This window comes from Leisingera sp. ANG49, from assembly GCF_059694505.1.
On sequence record NZ_JCATZN010000003.1, the window covers coordinates 677,716 to 695,697 of the forward strand.

Sequence of the window (17,982 nt, forward strand, 5' to 3'; positions counted from 1 at the left end):
CCATGACCGTTCATTCCAGCGACTTCGGCCCCGCCCCGCTCCGCCGCATCGGCTTCCTGCTGTTCCCCGGCTTTCCAATGGCTTGCCTGACCGCAGCCGTGGAGCCCCTTCGGGCTGCCAATGAAATCGCTGGGCATCAGGTGTTCTCCTGGGCCCTGGTGACTGAGACCGGCGCGCAGACAGCTGCTTCCGCAGGCATGCAGTTTGCCGCAGACTCCAGCCTGGCAGACACTGATGGGCTGGATTGCCTGTTCCTGCTGTCCGGCCCGGAAGCGGAATTTGAAGACCCGGTCTCAAGCCCCGGCCGGTTGCGCTACCTGGCCCGCCACGGCGTCACGCTCGGCGGGGTGTCCGGCGGTGTCTTCCCCCTGGCCCGAAGCGGTGTTCTGTCCGGGCGGCGCTGCGCTGTCCACTGGTGCTACCGGACCGCCTTTGAAACAGCCTTTCCGGATTGCACTGCGGTGGACCGGCTGGCCGTGCGCGACGGAGCGGTTCACACGGTTTCGGGAGCTTCGGCGATGTTCGACCTCTGCTTGGAGCTGATCTGCCACGCATTGGGCGAAGCGGCAATGAATGAGGTTGCATGCCTGTTCCAGCACCCTGCCATCCGCAGCGGCGGCACCCGCCAGAAAGTCCCGGTTCTGCAAAGCGGCCGCACCGTCGATCAGATGCCGCCAGCGGTCAAACAGGCAATGTCCATATTCTCGGAAAACGTCGAAACACCTGTCGGCATCCGCGACGTCGCCCGCATGGCCGGAATCTCACCCCGGCAACTGGAGCGCAGCTTCCGCAACGCCACCGGTCTCAGCCCGGGCGAATACTACCGCCGCCAGCGCCTGAAAGCGGCCCGGCAAATGGTGCAGTACTCCTGGGACAGCATTTCAGACATCGCCCATGCTGTCGGCTATGCCAGTTCTTCGACGCTGACTCTGCATTACCGCAAGTTCTACGGCGTCACACCGGTTCAAGACCGCAAGCAGACTTACCTTCCCGATACCCGCGGGCCGGTTCGAGGCAGCCCGGCTATGCACTAGTAACCGGTACAGGCGGCTTTACCGGCTCCTGTGCAGTTCCCTGCGCGGTGCCGGTCCTGCCCGCATTGACATTATCCGGGCACAGCAAAAAAGGCGGAGCAAACGCTCCGCCTTTTTGGAAGGCTTGTATCCCGGTTCTACAAGGCCGCAAAGTCCCTCAGGAACAGGGCAATCCCGGGCACGTAGATCAGCAGCGCAGTCATCAGCGCTAGGATCAGGAAGAACGGCAGCGTGCCGCGGATTACCTGCAAGTAGGGTTTGTTGAAGATCGCAATCGCGGTGAAGATATCGCATCCGAACGGCGGCGTTGCCGATCCGATCGCCATCTGCAGCGTGATCATGACCCCCACCAGCACCGGATCCAGGCCGGAGGCGTCGATGATCGGCACGAAAATCGGCGTCAGGATAACCAGCACCACCAGCGAGTCGACGAACATGCAGCCAACGAAGAAGCACAGCGCAATGATGAACAGGATGTATTCGTGCGAAGCGCCGTCGAGATTGAGCGGCTCCAGCAGCCCCTGCGGCACCTGCTCAAAGGAGATGTACCAGGAGAAAGCCTGTCCTGCGCCCACTAGGATGAAAACAACAGCGGTAATCAGCCCGGTGCTGAGAGCGGAATCCAGCACGTCATCCAGCTTCAACTCCCGGTAGATCACGCATTCCACAATCAGCGCATAAAGCACCGAGAAGGACGCCGCCTCGGTTGGCGTCACCGCGCCGGAATAAATGCCGCCGACGATCAGAACGGGGAAACCAAGCGGCAGGATCGCCTTCTTGATCGCCGCCCGCCGCTCAGCGCCAGAGGCTTTGGGAACCAGCGAGATCAGGTCGCCCTGCCAAACGCTGTAAAAGTAACAGTAGACCGAGAACAGCAGCGCCAGCACGATGCCAGGGCCGATGCCCGCGATGAACAGCTCGCCGACACTGGTATTGGCCAGAGTGCCATAAAGGATCATGCCGATGCTGGGCGGGATCAGAAAGGCGATGTCGCTGGCGTTAATGATCAGCGCCATGACAAAACTGTCCTTGTAGCCGGCCTTGAGCAGCCGCGGCCGCATGATCTGGCCGATCGACACCACCGTAGCCTGGGTCGATCCGGAGACCGAGCCGAACAGCGTGCAGGCAATACAGGCGGTGATCGGCAGGCCAGCGCGGCGGTGGCCCACATAAGCCTGGATCAGTCCCAGGAGGTTGTTGGCAGTATGGCCCCGCGCCATGATGTCGGCGGCCAGGATGAACATCGGCACCGCAATAAGCGCATTGGGAGAAATCCCGGTCACCATCTGCTGGATCACCACACCGGTGTCGCTTTGCGAGAAATGGACCAGACCGATCAGCGTCGCCGCCACCAGCGGCACCACCATCGGGTAGCTGAGGAACAGCAGCAGAACCATCGGCGCCACCAGCGCCGCGGTGATGACATAGGTATCCAGCTCACCCGCAAGGATATCGTTCAGAAAATCCATATCAGACCCCGATTTCTTCGGCTTCGCCGTCTTTGATTTCGTATGAAAGCCAGGTGCCCTCGTGGGTGAGGTTCATCAGGAACGCGATCAGGTACTGCAGCCCTGCCATCGCCAGGCCGACCGGGATCACCGCATAAATGATGTAAACCGGGAACTGCAGCGCCGGGCTCAGCCGGTTCACCGCCTTGATTTCCAGAACATAGAACACCGCCTGGTAGGCCAGGAACAGCAGGAGCGCACTGGTGGTGAAGGTGATCAGCATCATCAGCATCTTGCGCCCGCGCGGCGGCAGGGTGTCGTAGGCAGCGGTCATCCGGATGTTGCGCCCCTTGCGCACCGCATAGGCGAACCCGACAAAGGTCACCGCGACAATCAGGAACTGATTCAGCTCCTCCGAGAAGAACAAGCTCTTGCCAAAGCCGTAGCGGCCAATGGCGTTGGCGGTGGAATTCAGCATCATCAGCAGGATTGCCAGGATGATGACGGTCTTTTCGATGAGTTCGGTGCCTTTGCTCAGGGCAAGCAGCAGGGTTTTCATTTCTCTCTCCCCCGCGCGCCGCCGGGGACGCGCACTCCAAGGAAAGGCGCGGTCCTCCCTCCCCGGGAAGCCGCGCCCTCCAGTTTCAGAAAACCGTATTAGTTGGCGGCCGCGACGTCTGCGAGCACGCCTTCCAGGATCGCCTTGGCGCCGTCGCGGGCGCTGGCTTTCTCTGCGTCGCCGTAAGCGTTCTCGACAACGGTGTAGAAGGTTTCATGCAGCGTCGTGCTCAGCTCTTCGAACACGGCACGCTCTTCCTCGGTCAGCACGACAACTTCCAAGTCCGGGCGCTCTGCTTTGATCTTCTCCATGTTCTCGGCGTTGATCGAGATCTGGTAGTCATGCGCCGCCTGTTCCGCTGCTGCGATCGCGGTGCGGACCATCTCCTGCTGCTCGGCCGGCAGGGCGTTGAACCAGTCGCTGTTAGTCGACACGGTGCCAACATAAGGCTGCTGGCCCGGGAAGATCAGGTAGTCCTGCACTTCGTGCCATTTGGCGTTGTAGATGAAGTAGACAGGGTTCACCATGCCATCGACGGTTTTCAGCTGCAGCGCGCCATAGACTTCGCCCCAGGACAGCGGCGTCGGGTTGGCGCCGAAAGCCTTGTAGGTTTCCACAGGAATGGTCGAGGTGAAGGTGCGGATCTTCTGGCCGTCGAAATCCTCCGGGGAGCGGATCGGCTTGTTTGCGCCCCAGGCCATCTCGCCTTCGGAGATCATGGTGAGCAGCTTGAGGTTCACCTTTTCGAACTTCTCGCTCAGGCCTTCATAGATGGTCGGGCTGGTGGTCAGCACTTTTCGGATCACATCGGTGTCGCCGCCCAGCACATAGGGCAGATCCAGGACCTGCGCCTCGGGGACGTAGGAGCCGAGGTGGCCGGTGCCGACGGACACGAACTGCACGGTGCCCTTGGAAGTCAGCTCAACGATGTCATTTTCAGTGCCCAGCTGGCCGTAGTAGTAGATGCGCACCATGATGTCGCCGTCCGACTGCTCCTTGACGCTGTCGGCAAAGGCCTGGGCAAAGATGTCCTGGACGTCGCCCTTGTCCTCTTCGGAGGCGAATTTCCAGGTGTCTGCTGCAGCAGCGGTTGCCAGGCCGGCAACCAGCACTGCCGAGGACAGCAGCTTGCGGGTGAAATTGGTCATATTGGGGTCCTTTGATGTCCGCTCACGCGGCGCCTTCTGAGATGATGACAAGGGGGCGGAAATCCTTGCCGGGGGTATAGGGGAGTGCAGCCTTGCACAGCGCGGCGTATCCGGCAGCGCCCGAAGGAGTGGTTTCGATGCCGAGGTCAGTGACCGCGCGGGCAGCCGCCTCGCCTTCTTCCTCCGACAGCGTCACATAGGACACGCCGGCCTTTTCCAGCGCCTGCCAGGCCACGATCGAGGGTTCTTTGCAATCCAGCCGCCCCATATTGGAATCGGGGCCGTCAGCACGGGTTGGCGCGCCGGCCTTGTGGCTCGTCTGAAGACAGGATGCGGCTTCCGGTTCGACCACGATCAGCTCGGGCTGCTGCGCCCAGTTGTGGCGGATCATATAGGCCATGGCCGCAGCCAGGCCGCCGACACCTGCCTGAAGATAGACATGGGTGGGCCAGTTGCCGGAGGCTTCGAACTCAGCCCGCATTTCCTCGGCGATGACGCAATAGCCTTCCATCACCCATTTCGGAATTTCGGTGTAGCCTTCCCAGGTTCCGTCAGCCAGAAGCACCGCACCGCTCTCCTCGGCGTCGGCAATCGCCGCGGCAACGCTTTCATCGTACACATCACCGGAGCGCACCACTTCGGCGCCCAGCTCCCGCAGGCGCCCGGCAAAGCTGTCCGGAACGGTCTTTGCCAGATGGATGCGCGCCTTGGCGCCCATCGCACGCGCACCCGCTGCAACGCCCATGCCGTGGTTGCCGGCACTTGCGCAGACAAAGGTATGAGCGGCGGCAAAGGCACGGACATCGCTGTCCTTCAAACGTTCCAGTGCCAGCGCCTCGCCCGTCTTCTGCTGCCAGGCCTGCGCCAGGATCCGTGCAACGGCATATGGCGCACCAAGCGCCTTGAAGGCGCCAAGCCCCATCCGGCCGGTTTCGTCCTTGGCCAGGACGGTGACATCATTCGGGCCGCGCAAGGAGCGCAGCGGCGATACTTCGTAGTTCTCCTGCGCCCGGAAAAATTCCAGAGCGCGCTCGAAGGCCGGAGAAAAGCTGAGAGTTTCTGTATGTTCCATGGCCAGGAAATTACCACAGGCCGATTGCTTGAATTTTTCATCAACAGCGGTATGGTCGAGAAAAATTCTCTAATGGGATGGTAACAACGGCGGATTTGACTCATGAAAACCAATCTGGATGACGCCGACCTGACCATCCTGCGCCTGCTCCAGAAAGACTGCCGAATCGGGCTGGAACAGCTGGCGCAGGATTGTTCCCTGTCGGTCCCCTCCGTGCAGCGCCGCCTGAAGAAACTGCGGGAGTCGGATCTGATCCAGCAGGAGGTCGCAATCCTAAACCCGACCCGCTTCAGCTACAAGATGACCTTTGTAGTTCTGGTCGAACTGGACCGCGAGTCGCTGGATCAGCTGGATCACTTCCGCAAGCGTGCCAAGGCCGACCCCCAGGTGCAGCAATGCTACTATGTGACCGGGGACGCTGATTTCATTCTGATCTGCACCGCCCAGGACATGCAGGACTTTGAGGCCCTGACCCACCGGCTGTTCTTCGAGAACTCCAATGTCCGCCGGTTCCGCACCTCGGTTGCGATGGAGCGCACCAAGGTGGGCATGGCGCTGCCGATTTGAGCGGCCTCGTATCGAGGCAGGCAATCTCTGCCCACGGCATCCCCGTTGGATTGCAAGATGCTTTTAGTGGACAATGCCTAAAACTTGTTGACGGTCCAGCAAGCGCGAAAAAGAAATCCGCGGCAATATTGCAGCGAACTTTCTTGTACGATTCAGGTCTAGCTGAGCATGCCGCTTGCCGAGCGGATAGGGCAGACAGATTCCAAATGGAACCGCTTGAAGGTGTTTTTTTTACTATGCGGAATATTTCCCAGCTCCAACTGCCTTCACCGAAAATGGTCTCCTGCACCGTTCAGTAATGAGAGCCCCCCACCGCGGGCAGTGTCTTCAGAAACAATCCATTTCGGAGGCTGGACTCACTTTGGTGCCATTTCCAGGTCATCCGGACTGGCCTGCAAGAGGCGGGTGGGCACCCGCCTTCTAAACTGGCTCGGGGTAGCCCCCTCCTGCTGCCGGAAGGCGCGTTCAAAGGCGGAAACCTCTGAATATCCCAGCCAATCAGATATCTCATGAAGCTGGGTCCCCGGGGCCAGCAGCATGCGCTTGGCTATCTCCATCCGGCAGGCCGACAGAAGGCGGGAAAACTTCTGACCCTCATCCTCCAGCCGCCGCCGCAAGGTGCGCCGGGACATGCCCAGCGCAGCCGCGATGGCGGTCTGCTCAAAGCTTTCGCGGCCGATCCGCGCCAGCAGCTCGCGGCGCACCCGCACAGTGACCGGTGCGGCTCGCTCGCTTTGCCGTGCCGAATTGATGATCCGCTGTGACGCTTCTTTGAACGCCCGGTTCTGGCCCACGGAAAGCGGCAGGTCCAGCAAGCTGGCGTGAAACACCAGCGTGTTTGAGGGTGCTGCAAATTGCACCGGACAGCGCGGCCCGGCTGTGCTGCGGCTTTGCAGGGCGCTTGATTCGTGCTCCAGCGACAGCAGTTCCGGGCGCCAGTCCGGCCCTGCAGCAGACCGTATCAGGTTATGAAACACAGCCAGCGTCAGCTCCGCATCCTGCCGCCGGGGCCAAATGCGGGTGTCGAGGATTTGGTAGGTCAGTGCAGCCCTGCCCTCCTCCACCGTCAGCCGCAATTCAGAGTCGCTTTGCACAATTGGGAATGCATTGCGGAACAGCGACAAGGCCGCGCCGAGTGTTGGTGCCTGGCTTATGAAATCTCCAACCTCACCAAGGTTTTGCAGGTCGAAGACAGAGCCAACCCGCCAGCCGAAATCAGGCAGGTTCAGGATGTCCGAGGCGTGTTCGCAGAAGTCCACGAACTTCTTCAAGCCGATCTCGCCGTTCAGGTCCGCAGGTGCGATCCCGGCGCTGCGGAATACCGGGCCCGCATCGCCGCTCAAGAACTCGACGGCCCGCAGCGGGTCGTTCAAGGTAGAGGCGGAAATCCGGGGTTGGTAGGTGTGTGGCATCGCGCGGTTCCTCAGGATTGCGCCAGAATACTGCAAAAATCCGCCATTCGAGAAAAATTGCCGCAATCGAGGCCCAGGCGGCCGAATCTGTCCGGAAATGTCGGGTTGTTGTCCGGACGTGTCCGCCACAAGGGGCGGCCCGGCGGGGCAGCCTAGGCAAATGGCACCTCAAACCGGCACCTTTGATATTGCGATTGCAGGCGGCGGCCCGGCCGGGTCGGTGGCGGCGGTTCTGCTGGCGCGGGCCGGGTTCCGCGTGGCGCTGGCCACCCTGCCGCCGCGCACGCTCCAGTACGAGGGCATGTCCGCCCGCGTTGCCGCGATCCTGGCGCGGCACGGACTGCCGCTGGCCGGGATCGGCCCCGCGGCCCAGCGCCATGTCAGCTGGGGCGCGTTCCAAGGCGGGCAGAACAGCGAGCATCTGGCCGACCGCAGCGCCTTTGACACCGGGCTTCTGGAGGCGGCGCGGGCCGAAGGCGTCAGCGTTGTTTTTGCGCCGGTGTCCAGCGTGCGCCCGGAGGCCGGTGAAATCCGCCTGGCCGATGGCCAATGCCTTTCCGCCCGGCTGCTGTTTGAGGCCCGCGGCCGACGGGCACCGCGCCAGAGTTCGGATCGGAGCCGGGCTGAGCTGGTGGGGCCGGACACGATCTCCGTTGCCGGGTTTGTGCCGCCGCAGGCGGGAGATATGAAGACGCCGTGGATCGCGGCGCGGCCCGATGGCTGGGTCTGGTCGGTTCCGGTGGGCCGCAACCGGCTGTGGCTGCAAGCGGTGGGCGGTGCGGCCGCGCTGGGAAAAACGGGCGGCAAGGCGGCTGTGACAGCGCTGTGGGAGACCGTGCTGGGAGATACCCCGCTGCCCCGCCACCCCGTTGTTCATGCGATTGCGCCGCGGCTGGCGGCGCCGGATCTGGATCCGCGCTGCCCGCGGCTGGGTGATGCAGCGGTAGCGCTGGACCCCCTTTCGGGGCACGGGATGTTCTGGGCGATGTCCTCGGCGCTGATGGCGGTGCCCATCGCGCGTGCGCTGCTGGAGGGCAAGACAGCACTGGCCCGCGAGTTCTACCGCAACCGGGTGGCAGAGACCTTCTGGAGGCAGGCGCGGGTCGGCCGTGATTTCTACCGCGAGGCGGGGTTTCAGACGCCGTTCTGGCAACAGCGCGCGGCCTGGCCGGACGATGCACCAGCCCATGATATGGACATCCGTCCTCACACCGCGATGCGAGTGGTGGTGCAGGACGGGTATTTGGCGCGGCGCGAGGTGTTGATCACGCGCGATGCCCCGGGCGGTGCGGCTTTTGCCGCCGGCCAGGAGATCGTGCCGCTGCTGCGCCGCCTGAGCGGCCAGCCGCTGCCGGACGCGGCCGGCTTTCACAGCGCGGTTCTGCCCGAAGCCCCGCCGCAAGCGGCGCGGGCCATCCATCAATGGCTTTTATCGCAAGGTTTCACCGAGGGGGCGCAGATCCCCAGGGACACCGAAAACAGGGAGACTGATCCATGCAACTACGACCCCGCGGCCTGACGGCTGCACTTCTGATATCAGCGGCGGGCGCAGTGCCGGCAATGGCCAGCGAGGAGCTGCTGAAGAACACCTGCTCCAGCTGCCACACGGCAGAGGAAAACGGGCTGAGCCGGATCAGCGGCCAGCGCAAGACGCCCGAGGGCTGGATGATGACCATCGTCCGGATGCAGCAGGCGCATGGGCTGAACATCAGCGCCGAGGACCGCCGCGCCATCGTGCAGCATCTGGCGGACACGCAAGGTTTGGCGCCGTCGGAGGCCGCGCCCTTCCGCTATGCGCTGGAGAAAGATCCGAACGCGCAGGAAAGCTTTGACGAGCCCTTCGCCTCGATGTGCGCGCGCTGCCATACCGGCGCACGGGGGCTCTTGCAGAACCGCACCGCGGAGGAATGGGAGCTGCACATGGACTTCCATGTCGGCCATTTCCCGACCATCGAATACCAGGCGCTTGGCCGCGATCGCGAGTGGTACAAGATCGCCCGGACCGAGATCGCAGGCTACCTGGCCGAACAGAACCCGCTGGAGACTGCCGCCTGGACCGACTGGCAGGCGGCGGAGAAGCAGCCGGTGGCGGGCGATTGGGTGGTGATGACCGACCTGCCCGGCATCGGTGAGGCCTATGGCAAGCTGACGGTCACGGGCGATGCCTCGTCCTATCAGGTCAGCGGCGAGTTTGTGACGGCGGACGGCACCGCGCATCCGGCGTCGGGGCAGATGAACCTGTACACAGGCTATGAATGGCGCGCCAATCTGGACATTGGCGGCACCGCCTACCGCCAGGTGCTGGCGTTGTCGGCAGACGGGAACAGCCTTCAAGGCCGCCAGTTCAACCGCAATAACGACGCACTGGGCGCGCCGCTGAGTGGTGTCCGGAACGGGGCCGGCAGCGTCATCCTGGGCACCGTTCCTTCTGCCGTTCCGGCAGGGGAAGCGCAGGTACAGGTGGTTGGCACAGGGTTGGACGGGCTGGACGCCTCTGCCGGTGAGGCCACGGCGAACACCTTTGGAGCGGCGCTATCGCTGGCGGCGGAGGGCAACGGCGTTGTCACCTTCAGCGCGGGAGGGGCTGAAGGGCAGATCGCCCATTACACCTCTGTCGACAGCCTGCGGGTGGAGCCTGAGTTCACCATCGCCCGCGTGGGCGGCGGCAGCGATGAAGGCCCGGCAGCGGTGCCTGCCTATTTCAATGCGGTCGGCATGTGGAACGGCCCCGACGGCGAGGCCGGGACCGAGGATGACGTGCGCATCGGCCGGGTCGAGGCGCAGTGGACCGTGGCCAACGCACATGAGCATGCAGCCCACATGAAAGACACTGAATTTGCAGGCGAGATGCAGGCAAATGGTATCTTTATGCCCGCCATTGCCGGCCCCAATCCCGACCGTCCCTTCAGCGCCAACAACGCGGGTGAGCTGACAGTGCAGGCTGAGGCGATGGGCCAGCAGGCGGAGGCGATGCTGATCGTCACCGTGCAGCGCTTCATTGACCCGCCGATCCGCTGAGACTGGGGAGATAGACCATGAAAGACTTTCACTATCAGCCGGCCAATGCGCACCGGGTTGAGGTCGAGGGGCGGGAGGTTCTGTTCCATGTGCCGACCACCTCGATCTTCGAGATGGACAGGGTGGACCGCGACATCCTGGATTACGCGGCGCAGGAGCAGGCGTTCTCAATGAACGAGTTCGAGGCACGGTTCGCGGCAGAGGATGCGGCGGCGCGGCTCGACGGGCTGGTGCGGCTGGATATCGTCAACGACGGCCGCCCGCTGCAGCCGGAACGGCCGCCGATCGAGATCGAGACCTTCCCGCTGACCACCATCGTTCTGAACGTCAACACCGGCTGCAACCTGGCGTGCTCCTATTGCTACAAGGAGGATCTGGCGGTGCCGTCCAAAGGCCAGAAGATGGCCTTTGAGACGGCGCGGAAGTCGGCGGAGATGCTGCTGGCCGAGAACCCGGACCGGGACAGCTACAACATCGTGTTCTTCGGTGGTGAGCCGCTGTCGAACCTGCCGCTGATCCGGCAGGTGGTGGACTGGGCCGAGCCGCATTTCGCGGCGCTTGGCAAGGAGGTGAACTTCAGCCTCACCACCAATGCGACGCTGTTGACCGAGCCCTTGATCGACTGGCTGGACGAACATCGCTTTGGCCTGACGGTTTCGATCGACGGGCCCAAGGCGCAGCATGATCTGAACCGCAAGACGGTGGGCGGCAAGGGCACCTATGACACCGTGGCGGCCAAGGCGCGGCTGCTGTTGTCGCGGTATAAATCCAAGCCGGTGGGCGCCCGTGTCACCCTGACCGCAGGCATCACCAATATCGTCGAGATCTGGGACCATCTGAAGAACGATATCGGTTTTGCCGAGGTCGGCTTCTCGCCGGTTACCTCGGGCGAGATGGATGCCTTCAACCTCTATGGCGCCGAGCTGCTGGAGGTGTTCGAGGGGATGAAATCCCTGGGCAGGCTCTATGTCGAGGAGGCACTCGAGGGTCGCAACATCGGCTTTTCCAACATGCACCAGATGATGAACGACCTCTACGAGGGGCGCTCCAACGCGCTGCCCTGCGGCGCCGGGGTGGGGATGCTGGCAGTCAACCACGATGGCGCGCTGAACCTGTGCCACCGGTTCACCGGATCGGAGATGGACCAGTTCGGCACCGTCGATGAGGGCATCAAGCGCAAGGAGCTGTCGGGCTTCATCAAGGCGCGGTCTGACCGCACCGAGAAGGGCTGTGCCACCTGCCGGATCCGCAATCTGTGCGCGGGCGGCTGCTACCATGAGAGCTATGCCCATTTCAGCGACCCGATGATGCCGACCTACCACTACTGCGACCTGATGCGCGACTGGATCGACTTTGGCGTCACCGCCTATGCCCGGCTGATCGCCCAGGCACCGCAGTTCTTTCACCACCATGTTGCGCCGAGGAGGGCGTTTGGAAAATGAAACCGCTCAATCAGAAAGCCGAACGCGTTCAGCAGGCTGCGGCCGAAGGCCAGATGGAAGAGGTCCGCGCAATGCAGACCGTGACCGCAGGCTGCGCCACCACATTCGATCCGGGCTGGGAGGTCGACCCCTTTGGCGGCCTGGCCGCCCTGTGCCAGCCGATGGAGGCGGATCTTTACGGCTGCTCCGACCCCTGCTGGTGGCCCGCCCAGGTGCCCGACATCATGGTCAACCACCAGAACTGGGACGAGGGCGCGCCCAATGCCGCCAAGGACTGGCGCGCGCTTGGTGCAACCTATCCCACCGACGCCGAAACCTGAGGAGACCCGCATCATGAAATCCGCGCTTTTTGCTGCTGCTGCGTTTTGCGCTTCAGCCCTGCCGCTGGCCGCTGGCGACCTTCTGGTGACGGTGGCCCGGCCCTCGAACCTGTATGTCTTTGATGCGGAGGACCGCTCGGTCAAAGCCGACTGCGACCTGGGGGCGAATGTGACGCCCGGCGTCATTGCGATGTCGCCGGACAACCGCATCGCCTATGTGCTGCTGAACCACTGGCAGGACGTGGTCGGGGTCGATATCGAGACCTGCGAAAAGGTCTTTCACGCCGCCCAGTCAGAGGGCGACGTGACCCGCCGCTCGCTGGCCTCGTTGGCGGTGTCCAAGGATGGCAGCCAGATTTACACGGTGCGCAATCCCGTGCGCAAGAAAACCGACCGCTATGAGGTGATGCAGCCGGAGTTTGCCGTCTATGGCGCTGGCGCCGGGCTGGAGGCCAAGCCGTCCGCCACCTTCGAAGCGCCGCGCCGTTCCACCCTGATGGCGAGCGACCGCAACGGGCAGGTCTATGTCGCCGGGCATGAGATCTACCGGGTGGACCCCTCGAACGGCGAGACCGAGGTGGCGATTGCCAATGCCAGCTGGGACCGCCCCACCTACAGCCCGCCGGATGTGCTGGCGTTCTGGCCCACCGGCAGCCAGAACGACGAGATGCTGCTGATGTACACCGCGGCGGTCTTTACCGATGAAACCCAGCAGGAGCTGGCGGATTTTGTCTGGGGATATCAGTCCGTTGACCTCACCACCGGAGAGACGGAGATCGCCGATTTCGCCTCCTTCGAGGTGCTGATGTTCTCCGCCGTGCGCAGTGCGACAGATCCCAAGCATCTCTATGGCGTCTATACTCAGCTGTCCAAGCACAACCTGGAGACCAAGGAACTGGTCAAGCGGGTGGACCTGCCGCACACCTACTACGTCATCAACGTCTCCAGCGACGGGCGTGAGATCTATGTCGCGGGCACAAATGACGACATCGGTGTCTATGACAGCGAGACGCTGGAACGCGTGGGTGAGATCCGAATGCCTTCCGGCGGGGACATGTCGGTCTCCACCTTGCACGTCGTGCCGCAGGGATGAACGGGCCTGCGGCCAAACTCTCCTCCCAGCCGGGCGGCGGTGCTGTCGCCCGGGCCTGGCCGCGCTTGCCATCGCGTGCAGGTGCGGCGCTTTTCACGCCCGCCACTGCGGGGTGGCTGCTGCCCATGCTGCGCCCGCACCGGCGACGGCTGGGGGGGCTGCTGCTGATCAGCTTTGCTGCCGCCGGGCTTGGCCTGCTGCCGCCGTACATCAGCAAGCTGGTGATCGACCGCGGGCTGATGGCAGGGGATACGGCGCAGCTGGTGATCTGGTCGCTGGCGCTGTTTGGCATCGGCCTTGTGGCCACCGCCACCGGCGCGCTGAGCAGCATCCTGCACATGCGCGCCTCGGTCCGGATGCTGGCGCGGATGCGGCAGAAACTGCTGTCGCGGCTGGCCGCCAAACCGGCGGGCTGGTTTGCCAGCCAGCGCGCCGGTGAGCTGCTGGCACGGATTGATGGCGACGCGGCAGAGTTGCAGAAGTTTGCCTTCAACGCGGTGCTGGGCGGCTCCTCGGCGCTGATCCGGCTGGTGGGCGGCTCGGCGATGCTGATGGTGCTGGACTGGCGGCTGGGCCTGCTGACCGCACTGCTGGCGCCTGCGGAGCTGGCCTTTCTGATCTGGGCGCGGCCCCGGACCGAGCGCCACGCGGCGGCGGTGCGCGAGATGCAGGGGCGGTACTCCGCAGGGCTGTCGGAAACCCTGTTCGGCCTACCCGCGCTTCGGGCCGCCCGCGGTACGGCATGGGCGCAGCGGCGCAGCCTGCGCGACCATGCCGGGCTGAGCCAGCGGCTGATTGCGCAGAACCTGTGGGGCGAGTTCACCCGTGCGGTGCCGGTGCTGCTTTCGGCGCTGACCCGGTCGGCGATCTTTCTGGCGGGCGGACTGATGGTGATCCGCGGCGAGTGGCCGCTGGGCTCGCTGATCGCGTTTGCGGCCTATATGGGCTTCATGACCGGGCCGATGCAGTCGCTGCTGGGGCTGTGGCACGCGCAGGCGCGGGTCAAGGTTGCGGCGGCGCGGCTGGATGCGGTGATGCAGGCGAATGGCCTTGTGCGGCCTGCCGGGTTTTCACCCACCGGCTATGTGTTGCGGTTGGAGGGCGTGACTGTCTCCCGCGGGGCGGCGGCGCCGTTGGGGCCGCTGACCCTGACGATCCCTGAGGGCAGCAGGGTCGCGCTGAAAGGGGCGAGCGGGGCGGGCAAGACCTCCTTGCTGGCGGTTCTGTGCGGGCCGGCGCGGCCCTTAGTTGGGCGTGTGACCCTGGGCGGCGCGGATCTGAGCCTGCTGGGCGGGGCCGCCTTGCCGGAGCGGGTAGCCTATGCAGGACAGCGCCCATTTGCCCTGCGGGCCAGCCTGCGGGACAACCTGTTCCAAAGCCGTGCCTTCTGGGCCAAACCTGACAGCGAAGCGCAAATCTGGGCACTGATGGAGCTGTTTGGCCTGGCGGAGAGGTTCCGCAGAGCAGAGGGCCTGGACACAATGCTGGGTGAGAGCGGGCTGACCCTGTCGGGCGGCGAGCGGCAACGGCTGTGCCTGTTGCGGGCGCTTCTGGTGCCGTTTGACATCCTGATCCTGGATGAGGCGCTGTCGGAGGTGGACCCCGCCACTGCCTCCCAAATCCTTGCCCATATCGACACGGCTTTCCCCGATGCCACCCGCATCCTGACCGCCCACGGCGGCGCGGCGGCGGGCGGGGATTTCGACATGGAAATCGACCTGACGGAGGTCGACCCATGACCTGCGCACCGCTAATAGCGCTGATTGACGGGCCGTTGGCAGCGGACAGCCCCGGCCTCGCCGCGCGAACAGATATCTGCGGGATGCATCCGAGGGCCGCCGAAAGCCCGGCGGCGCTGCATGCTAGCCACATGGCGGCCGCTATCCGTGCCAATGCGCCGGAGGCGCAAATCCTTGGGCTCAGCATCTTTCCGGGCCGCTTGTCCACCTCGCTCGCCAACGTGGCGAAGGCACTGCGCCAGGCAGCGGAGTCGGAGGCGGAGATTGTGCACTGCTCCTTTGGCCATTCGGAGGCCAGCCCGCTTCTGGCGGAGGCCGTGTCGGAAGTTGTGGCGGCGGGCAAGCTGCTTGTGGCCTCCGCCCCGGCGCGCGGCGCGCCGGTTTATCCGGCGGGGTGCGCAGGGGTTCTTTCTGTGCAGGGCGATGCCCGCTGCGGCGCTGGCCATTGGTCGTTATTGAACCTGCCCACGGCGCTCTTCGGTGCCTGTCCGGGCGGGCCCGGCGCGCCGGTGCGGGGCGCCAGCTTGGCGGCGGCGCATTTCAGTGGGCTGCTGGCCCGAGCCTGCACGGGTGGCGGGGTTAAGGCGATGCTGCAAACCCCGTCCTTCACTGGCCGGGAATGTGTCGGGGTGGGAGGCCCGCAGGCTGCATGAACGGCTTTGACCATTGGAACAGCACCCTACGTGCCAGCTGCGGCCATTATTATGCGGCTCCCGACCGGACCGCCCGGGATTGGGCTGGAACCTTCAACCTGCGCCAGCGCAGCGGCGTCGATGTGGCCGAGGTCCGCTGCCTGCCCGCCCGCATCGAGCGCACCCGCAAGGGCATCCTTCGCGACGATCAGGAGCATTTCTTTCTGCTGCGCCAAATGGAGGGCGAAACCGGCATCCTGCACGCGGGCCGCGAGACACTGCTGAGGCCCGGGGAGTTTCTGCTGCTCGATTCCACCCGCGCGGCGGAGCTGAGCATCAGCGGCGGGCCTGCCGCCTTTCTGTCGGCGCATCTGCCGCGGGCGCTGGTTCTGGAGCGGCGCCGGGAGATACCCGCGGCAGGCTGCAAGATCACCCCGGCGCATCCGCTGCACGCCAGCCTGTGCGGGCTGCTGGATGCGGATGGCACGGATGACGCCGCAGGCTATATCTTTGACCTGGTGCCGCTGGCCTTTGCCGAGGCCGGAGCGCACCCGGGGGCCGATAGCCTTGGCAGCCGCAAGTACAGGTTCCGGCTGGTGCGCGAGACGCTGGAGCTGCTGAGCACCGATCCAGGGCTGACAGTGGATACTCTGGCCGCGCGCACCGGGCTGTCGCGCCGCCAGTTGCAGCGCGAGTTTCAGGAAAACGGCACCACCTTCACCGACTGCCTGACCCGCACGCGGCTGGCCGCGGTGGCGGGCAAGCTGCGCCATGCGGCGCGGCAGGGCGCCCGCGTGCAGATTGCCCAGGTCGCCTATGGCGCAGGGTTTGGCGACATCTCCCATTTCAACCGCACCTTCCGCCTGCGGTTCGGCTGTTCCCCGCGCGGTTTCTTGAGCACCTGCAACCACAGCGGATTATTGGCGCAGGACGCAAACTCTTTGGCACCTGCCCCCAAGACCGCGCCGCCGGGCCATGCTTGTCTTTTTCAATCAAACCCGGCTGACGGATAAACAGGGAGAACGGCAATGGACTATGGCATGCTGATCAACGGCGAACAGGTTTCGGCGGAGCGCATGATTGAGGTGATCAACCCGGCTACGGAGAAGGTGTTTGCCCGCGTGCCGCATGCCTCCAAGGCGCAGATGAACGAAGCGGTCGCCGCAGCCAAATCCGCGCAGAAGGCCTGGGCGGACACCCCGATGGCCGAACGGCGAGCCAAGGTCGAAGCGCTGGCCGCCGCCATTGGCGAGGAGGCGGATGAGCTGGCGCGGCTGATCACATTGGAGCAAGGCAAGCCGCTGCCCGAGGCGCAGGGCGAGGTTGCCTGGTCGCAAGGATACCTCGCGCATACAGCGACGCTGGAGCTGCCGGACCGGGTGATCCAGGACGACGCCGAATTCCGCATCGAGACCCGGCACAAGCCCCTGGGTGTGGTGGCGGGCATCATCGCCTGGAATTTCCCGCTACTCTTGTGCTGCTGGAAGATCGGCCCGGCGCTGATGGCGGGCAATGCCATTGTGCTGAAGCCCGCGCCCACCACCCCGGTTGCGGCGCTGAAGCTGGGGGAGATCTGCGCCCGGATCTTCCCGGCGGGCCTTGTGAACATCATCACCGATGCCAATGACCTTGGCCCCAAGCTGACGGCGCATCCGGATGTGGCCAAGATCGGCTTTACCGGCTCGTCCGAGACCGGCAAGCGGATCATGGCGAGTGCGGCGGACACCATGAAGCGGGTGACGCTGGAGATGGGCGGCAACGACCCGGCGATCGTGCTGCCGGATGTGGACGTTAAGGCCGCTGCGGAAAAGGTCTATGGCGGGGCGTTCCTGAATGCCGGGCAGGTCTGCCTGGCGGTGAAGCGCGCCTATGTGCACAGCGATATCTATGAGGCGTTCTGCGGCGAGCTGGCTGCCCTTGCCGAACAGGCGGTGGTTGATGACGGCATGAAGCAGGGGACTACGATTGGCCCGATCCAGAACAAGGCGCAGTTCGAGAAAATAAAGGGGTTCCTGAAGGACGCTCGCGCCTGCGGGCAGATCATTGCCGGGGGCAGCGCCAAGGACGGTCCGGGCTATTTCGTGCCCCCCACCATCGTGCGCGACGTGACCGACGGGCAGAAGATCGTCGACGAGGAGCAGTTTGGCCCGGTGCTGCCGGTGATCCGCTTTGACGACATTGAAGACGTGATCGCGCGCGCCAATGCCTCCGACTACGGGCTGGGCGGGTCAGTGCATTCCGCCGATACCGCCAGGGCGACCGAGATTGCCGGGCGCATCGAATCCGGCACCATCTGGGTGAACCAGCAGCTGAACATCGGCCCGCATATCCCGATGGCCGGCTTCAAGGGTTCTGGCCTCGGCGTAGAGCAATCGGTCGAGGGGTTGGCGGAATACACCCAGATGCAGGTGATCAACGTCGCCCGTGGCTGATCCTCCCTGCACCCCCGCCGGGTTGCTGCCGCGGCAGCCCGGTCCTGGTGGGCCGAGTGATCCGGT

General features: G+C 64.4%; 16 protein-coding genes. 11 read left to right on the forward strand and 5 right to left on the reverse strand.

Annotation, left to right across the window (positions count from 1 at the left end; all coding sequences use genetic code 11):
- Positions 1-2: 2 nt before the first annotated feature.
- Positions 3-1,034 (forward strand): GlxA family transcriptional regulator, encoded by a 1,032-nt coding sequence (locus AC58NV_RS13600; RefSeq protein ID WP_497227607.1) that lies wholly within the window; start codon positions 3-5, stop codon positions 1,032-1,034.
- Between the two features lie 137 nt (positions 1,035-1,171).
- Here AC58NV_RS13600 and AC58NV_RS13605 read toward each other — a convergent pair whose 3' ends face one another.
- The 4 genes from AC58NV_RS13605 to AC58NV_RS13620 form a co-directional block, all read right to left on the reverse strand.
- On the reverse strand, positions 1,172-2,503 hold the full coding sequence (locus AC58NV_RS13605) for a TRAP transporter large permease (protein WP_497227608.1): 1,332 nt from the start codon (positions 2,501-2,503) through the stop codon (positions 1,172-1,174).
- 1 nt (position 2,504) lies between these two features.
- On the reverse strand, positions 2,505-3,041 hold the full coding sequence (locus AC58NV_RS13610) for a TRAP transporter small permease (protein WP_366660980.1): 537 nt from the start codon (positions 3,039-3,041) through the stop codon (positions 2,505-2,507).
- Positions 3,042-3,139: 98 nt separating this feature from the next.
- Positions 3,140-4,189 carry a TRAP transporter substrate-binding protein gene (locus AC58NV_RS13615; RefSeq protein ID WP_497227609.1) on the reverse strand — a complete coding sequence of 350 codons (1,050 nt, stop codon included), beginning with the start codon at positions 4,187-4,189 and terminating at the stop codon, positions 3,140-3,142.
- A gap of 22 nt (positions 4,190-4,211) precedes the next feature.
- Positions 4,212-5,261: a diaminopropionate ammonia-lyase gene (locus AC58NV_RS13620; protein ID WP_497227610.1), complete on the reverse strand. Its 1,050-nt coding sequence runs from the start codon at positions 5,259-5,261 to the stop codon at positions 4,212-4,214.
- 102 nt (positions 5,262-5,363) lie between these two features.
- On the opposite strand from AC58NV_RS13620, the gene AC58NV_RS13625 reads away from it, so the two are divergent.
- Positions 5,364-5,828 carry an Lrp/AsnC family transcriptional regulator gene (locus AC58NV_RS13625; RefSeq protein ID WP_497227611.1) on the forward strand — a complete coding sequence of 155 codons (465 nt, stop codon included), beginning with the start codon at positions 5,364-5,366 and terminating at the stop codon, positions 5,826-5,828.
- Positions 5,829-6,184: 356 nt separating this feature from the next.
- Here the strand turns inward: AC58NV_RS13625 and qhpR are convergent, their stop codons facing one another.
- The gene (gene qhpR, locus AC58NV_RS13630) at positions 6,185-7,240 is read right to left on the reverse strand and encodes an AraC-like transcriptional regulator QhpR (protein WP_497227612.1); all 1,056 of its coding nucleotides are present in this window, start codon (positions 7,238-7,240) and stop codon (positions 6,185-6,187) included.
- 160 nt (positions 7,241-7,400) lie between these two features.
- On the opposite strand from qhpR, the gene qhpG reads away from it, so the two are divergent.
- The 9 genes from qhpG to AC58NV_RS13675 all read left to right on the forward strand — a co-directional run bounded on the left by qhpG (position 7,401) and on the right by AC58NV_RS13675 (position 17,916).
- Positions 7,401-8,759: a flavin-dependent monooxygenase QhpG gene (qhpG, locus tag AC58NV_RS13635; protein WP_497227613.1), complete on the forward strand. Its 1,359-nt coding sequence runs from the start codon at positions 7,401-7,403 to the stop codon at positions 8,757-8,759.
- Positions 8,735-10,258, forward strand: a complete 1,524-nt coding sequence (gene peaA, locus AC58NV_RS13640) for a quinohemoprotein amine dehydrogenase subunit alpha (RefSeq protein ID WP_497227614.1) — start codon at positions 8,735-8,737, stop codon at positions 10,256-10,258. Before qhpG ends, peaA begins: the two co-directional genes overlap by 25 nt.
- A 17-nt stretch (positions 10,259-10,275) precedes the next feature.
- The gene (gene peaB / locus AC58NV_RS13645; protein WP_497227615.1) at positions 10,276-11,700 is read left to right on the forward strand and encodes a quinohemoprotein amine dehydrogenase maturation protein; all 1,425 of its coding nucleotides are present in this window, start codon (positions 10,276-10,278) and stop codon (positions 11,698-11,700) included.
- Positions 11,697-12,020 (forward strand): quinohemoprotein amine dehydrogenase subunit gamma, encoded by a 324-nt coding sequence (gene qhpC / locus AC58NV_RS13650; protein WP_497227616.1) that lies wholly within the window; start codon positions 11,697-11,699, stop codon positions 12,018-12,020. The genes peaB and qhpC overlap by 4 nt, the downstream gene beginning before the upstream one ends.
- Positions 12,021-12,033: 13 nt before the next feature.
- Positions 12,034-13,113, forward strand: a complete 1,080-nt coding sequence (peaD, locus tag AC58NV_RS13655; protein WP_497227617.1) for a quinohemoprotein amine dehydrogenase subunit beta — start codon at positions 12,034-12,036, stop codon at positions 13,111-13,113.
- 125 nt (positions 13,114-13,238) lie between these two features.
- On the forward strand, positions 13,239-14,852 hold the full coding sequence (locus tag AC58NV_RS13660) for an ABC transporter ATP-binding protein (RefSeq protein WP_497227618.1): 1,614 nt from the start codon (positions 13,239-13,241) through the stop codon (positions 14,850-14,852).
- Entirely contained in the window at positions 14,849-15,505 is a 657-nt protein-coding gene (gene qhpE, locus AC58NV_RS13665; protein WP_497227619.1) for a subtilisin-like serine protease QhpE, read from the forward strand. The genes AC58NV_RS13660 and qhpE overlap by 4 nt, the downstream gene beginning before the upstream one ends.
- Positions 15,502-16,497 carry a helix-turn-helix domain-containing protein gene (locus tag AC58NV_RS13670; protein ID WP_497227620.1) on the forward strand — a complete coding sequence of 332 codons (996 nt, stop codon included), beginning with the start codon at positions 15,502-15,504 and terminating at the stop codon, positions 16,495-16,497. Before qhpE ends, AC58NV_RS13670 begins: the two co-directional genes overlap by 4 nt.
- Before the next feature lie 15 nt (positions 16,498-16,512).
- The gene (locus AC58NV_RS13675) at positions 16,513-17,916 is read left to right on the forward strand and encodes an aldehyde dehydrogenase family protein (RefSeq protein ID WP_497227621.1); all 1,404 of its coding nucleotides are present in this window, start codon (positions 16,513-16,515) and stop codon (positions 17,914-17,916) included.
- The last annotated feature ends 66 nt before the right edge of the window (positions 17,917-17,982 follow it).

Bases quoted from the DNA above. Each gene is read 5' to 3' on its own strand.
- qhpG (WP_497227613.1), top strand. From the start codon at position 7,401: ATGGCACCTCAAACCGGCACCTTTGATATTGCGATTGCAGGCGGCGGC.
- peaB (WP_497227615.1), top strand. From the start codon at position 10,276: ATGAAAGACTTTCACTATCAGCCGGCCAATGCGCACCGGGTTGAGGTC.
- AC58NV_RS13615 (WP_497227609.1), bottom strand. From the start codon at position 4,189: ATGACCAATTTCACCCGCAAGCTGCTGTCCTCGGCAGTGCTGGTTGCC.
- peaD (WP_497227617.1), top strand. From the start codon at position 12,034: ATGAAATCCGCGCTTTTTGCTGCTGCTGCGTTTTGCGCTTCAGCCCTG.
- AC58NV_RS13660 (WP_497227618.1), top strand. From the start codon at position 13,239: ATGCTGCGCCCGCACCGGCGACGGCTGGGGGGGCTGCTGCTGATCAGC.
- qhpC (WP_497227616.1), top strand. From the start codon at position 11,697: ATGAAACCGCTCAATCAGAAAGCCGAACGCGTTCAGCAGGCTGCGGCC.
- AC58NV_RS13610 (WP_366660980.1), bottom strand. From the start codon at position 3,041: ATGAAAACCCTGCTGCTTGCCCTGAGCAAAGGCACCGAACTCATCGAA.
- AC58NV_RS13600 (WP_497227607.1), top strand. From the start codon at position 3: ATGACCGTTCATTCCAGCGACTTCGGCCCCGCCCCGCTCCGCCGCATC.
- AC58NV_RS13605 (WP_497227608.1), bottom strand. From the start codon at position 2,503: ATGGATTTTCTGAACGATATCCTTGCGGGTGAGCTGGATACCTATGTC.
- qhpE (WP_497227619.1), top strand. From the start codon at position 14,849: ATGACCTGCGCACCGCTAATAGCGCTGATTGACGGGCCGTTGGCAGCG.
- peaA (WP_497227614.1), top strand. From the start codon at position 8,735: ATGCAACTACGACCCCGCGGCCTGACGGCTGCACTTCTGATATCAGCG.
- AC58NV_RS13675 (WP_497227621.1), top strand. From the start codon at position 16,513: ATGGACTATGGCATGCTGATCAACGGCGAACAGGTTTCGGCGGAGCGC.
- AC58NV_RS13670 (WP_497227620.1), top strand. From the start codon at position 15,502: ATGAACGGCTTTGACCATTGGAACAGCACCCTACGTGCCAGCTGCGGC.
- AC58NV_RS13620 (WP_497227610.1), bottom strand. From the start codon at position 5,261: ATGGAACATACAGAAACTCTCAGCTTTTCTCCGGCCTTCGAGCGCGCT.
- qhpR (WP_497227612.1), bottom strand. From the start codon at position 7,240: ATGCCACACACCTACCAACCCCGGATTTCCGCCTCTACCTTGAACGAC.
- AC58NV_RS13625 (WP_497227611.1), top strand. From the start codon at position 5,364: ATGAAAACCAATCTGGATGACGCCGACCTGACCATCCTGCGCCTGCTC.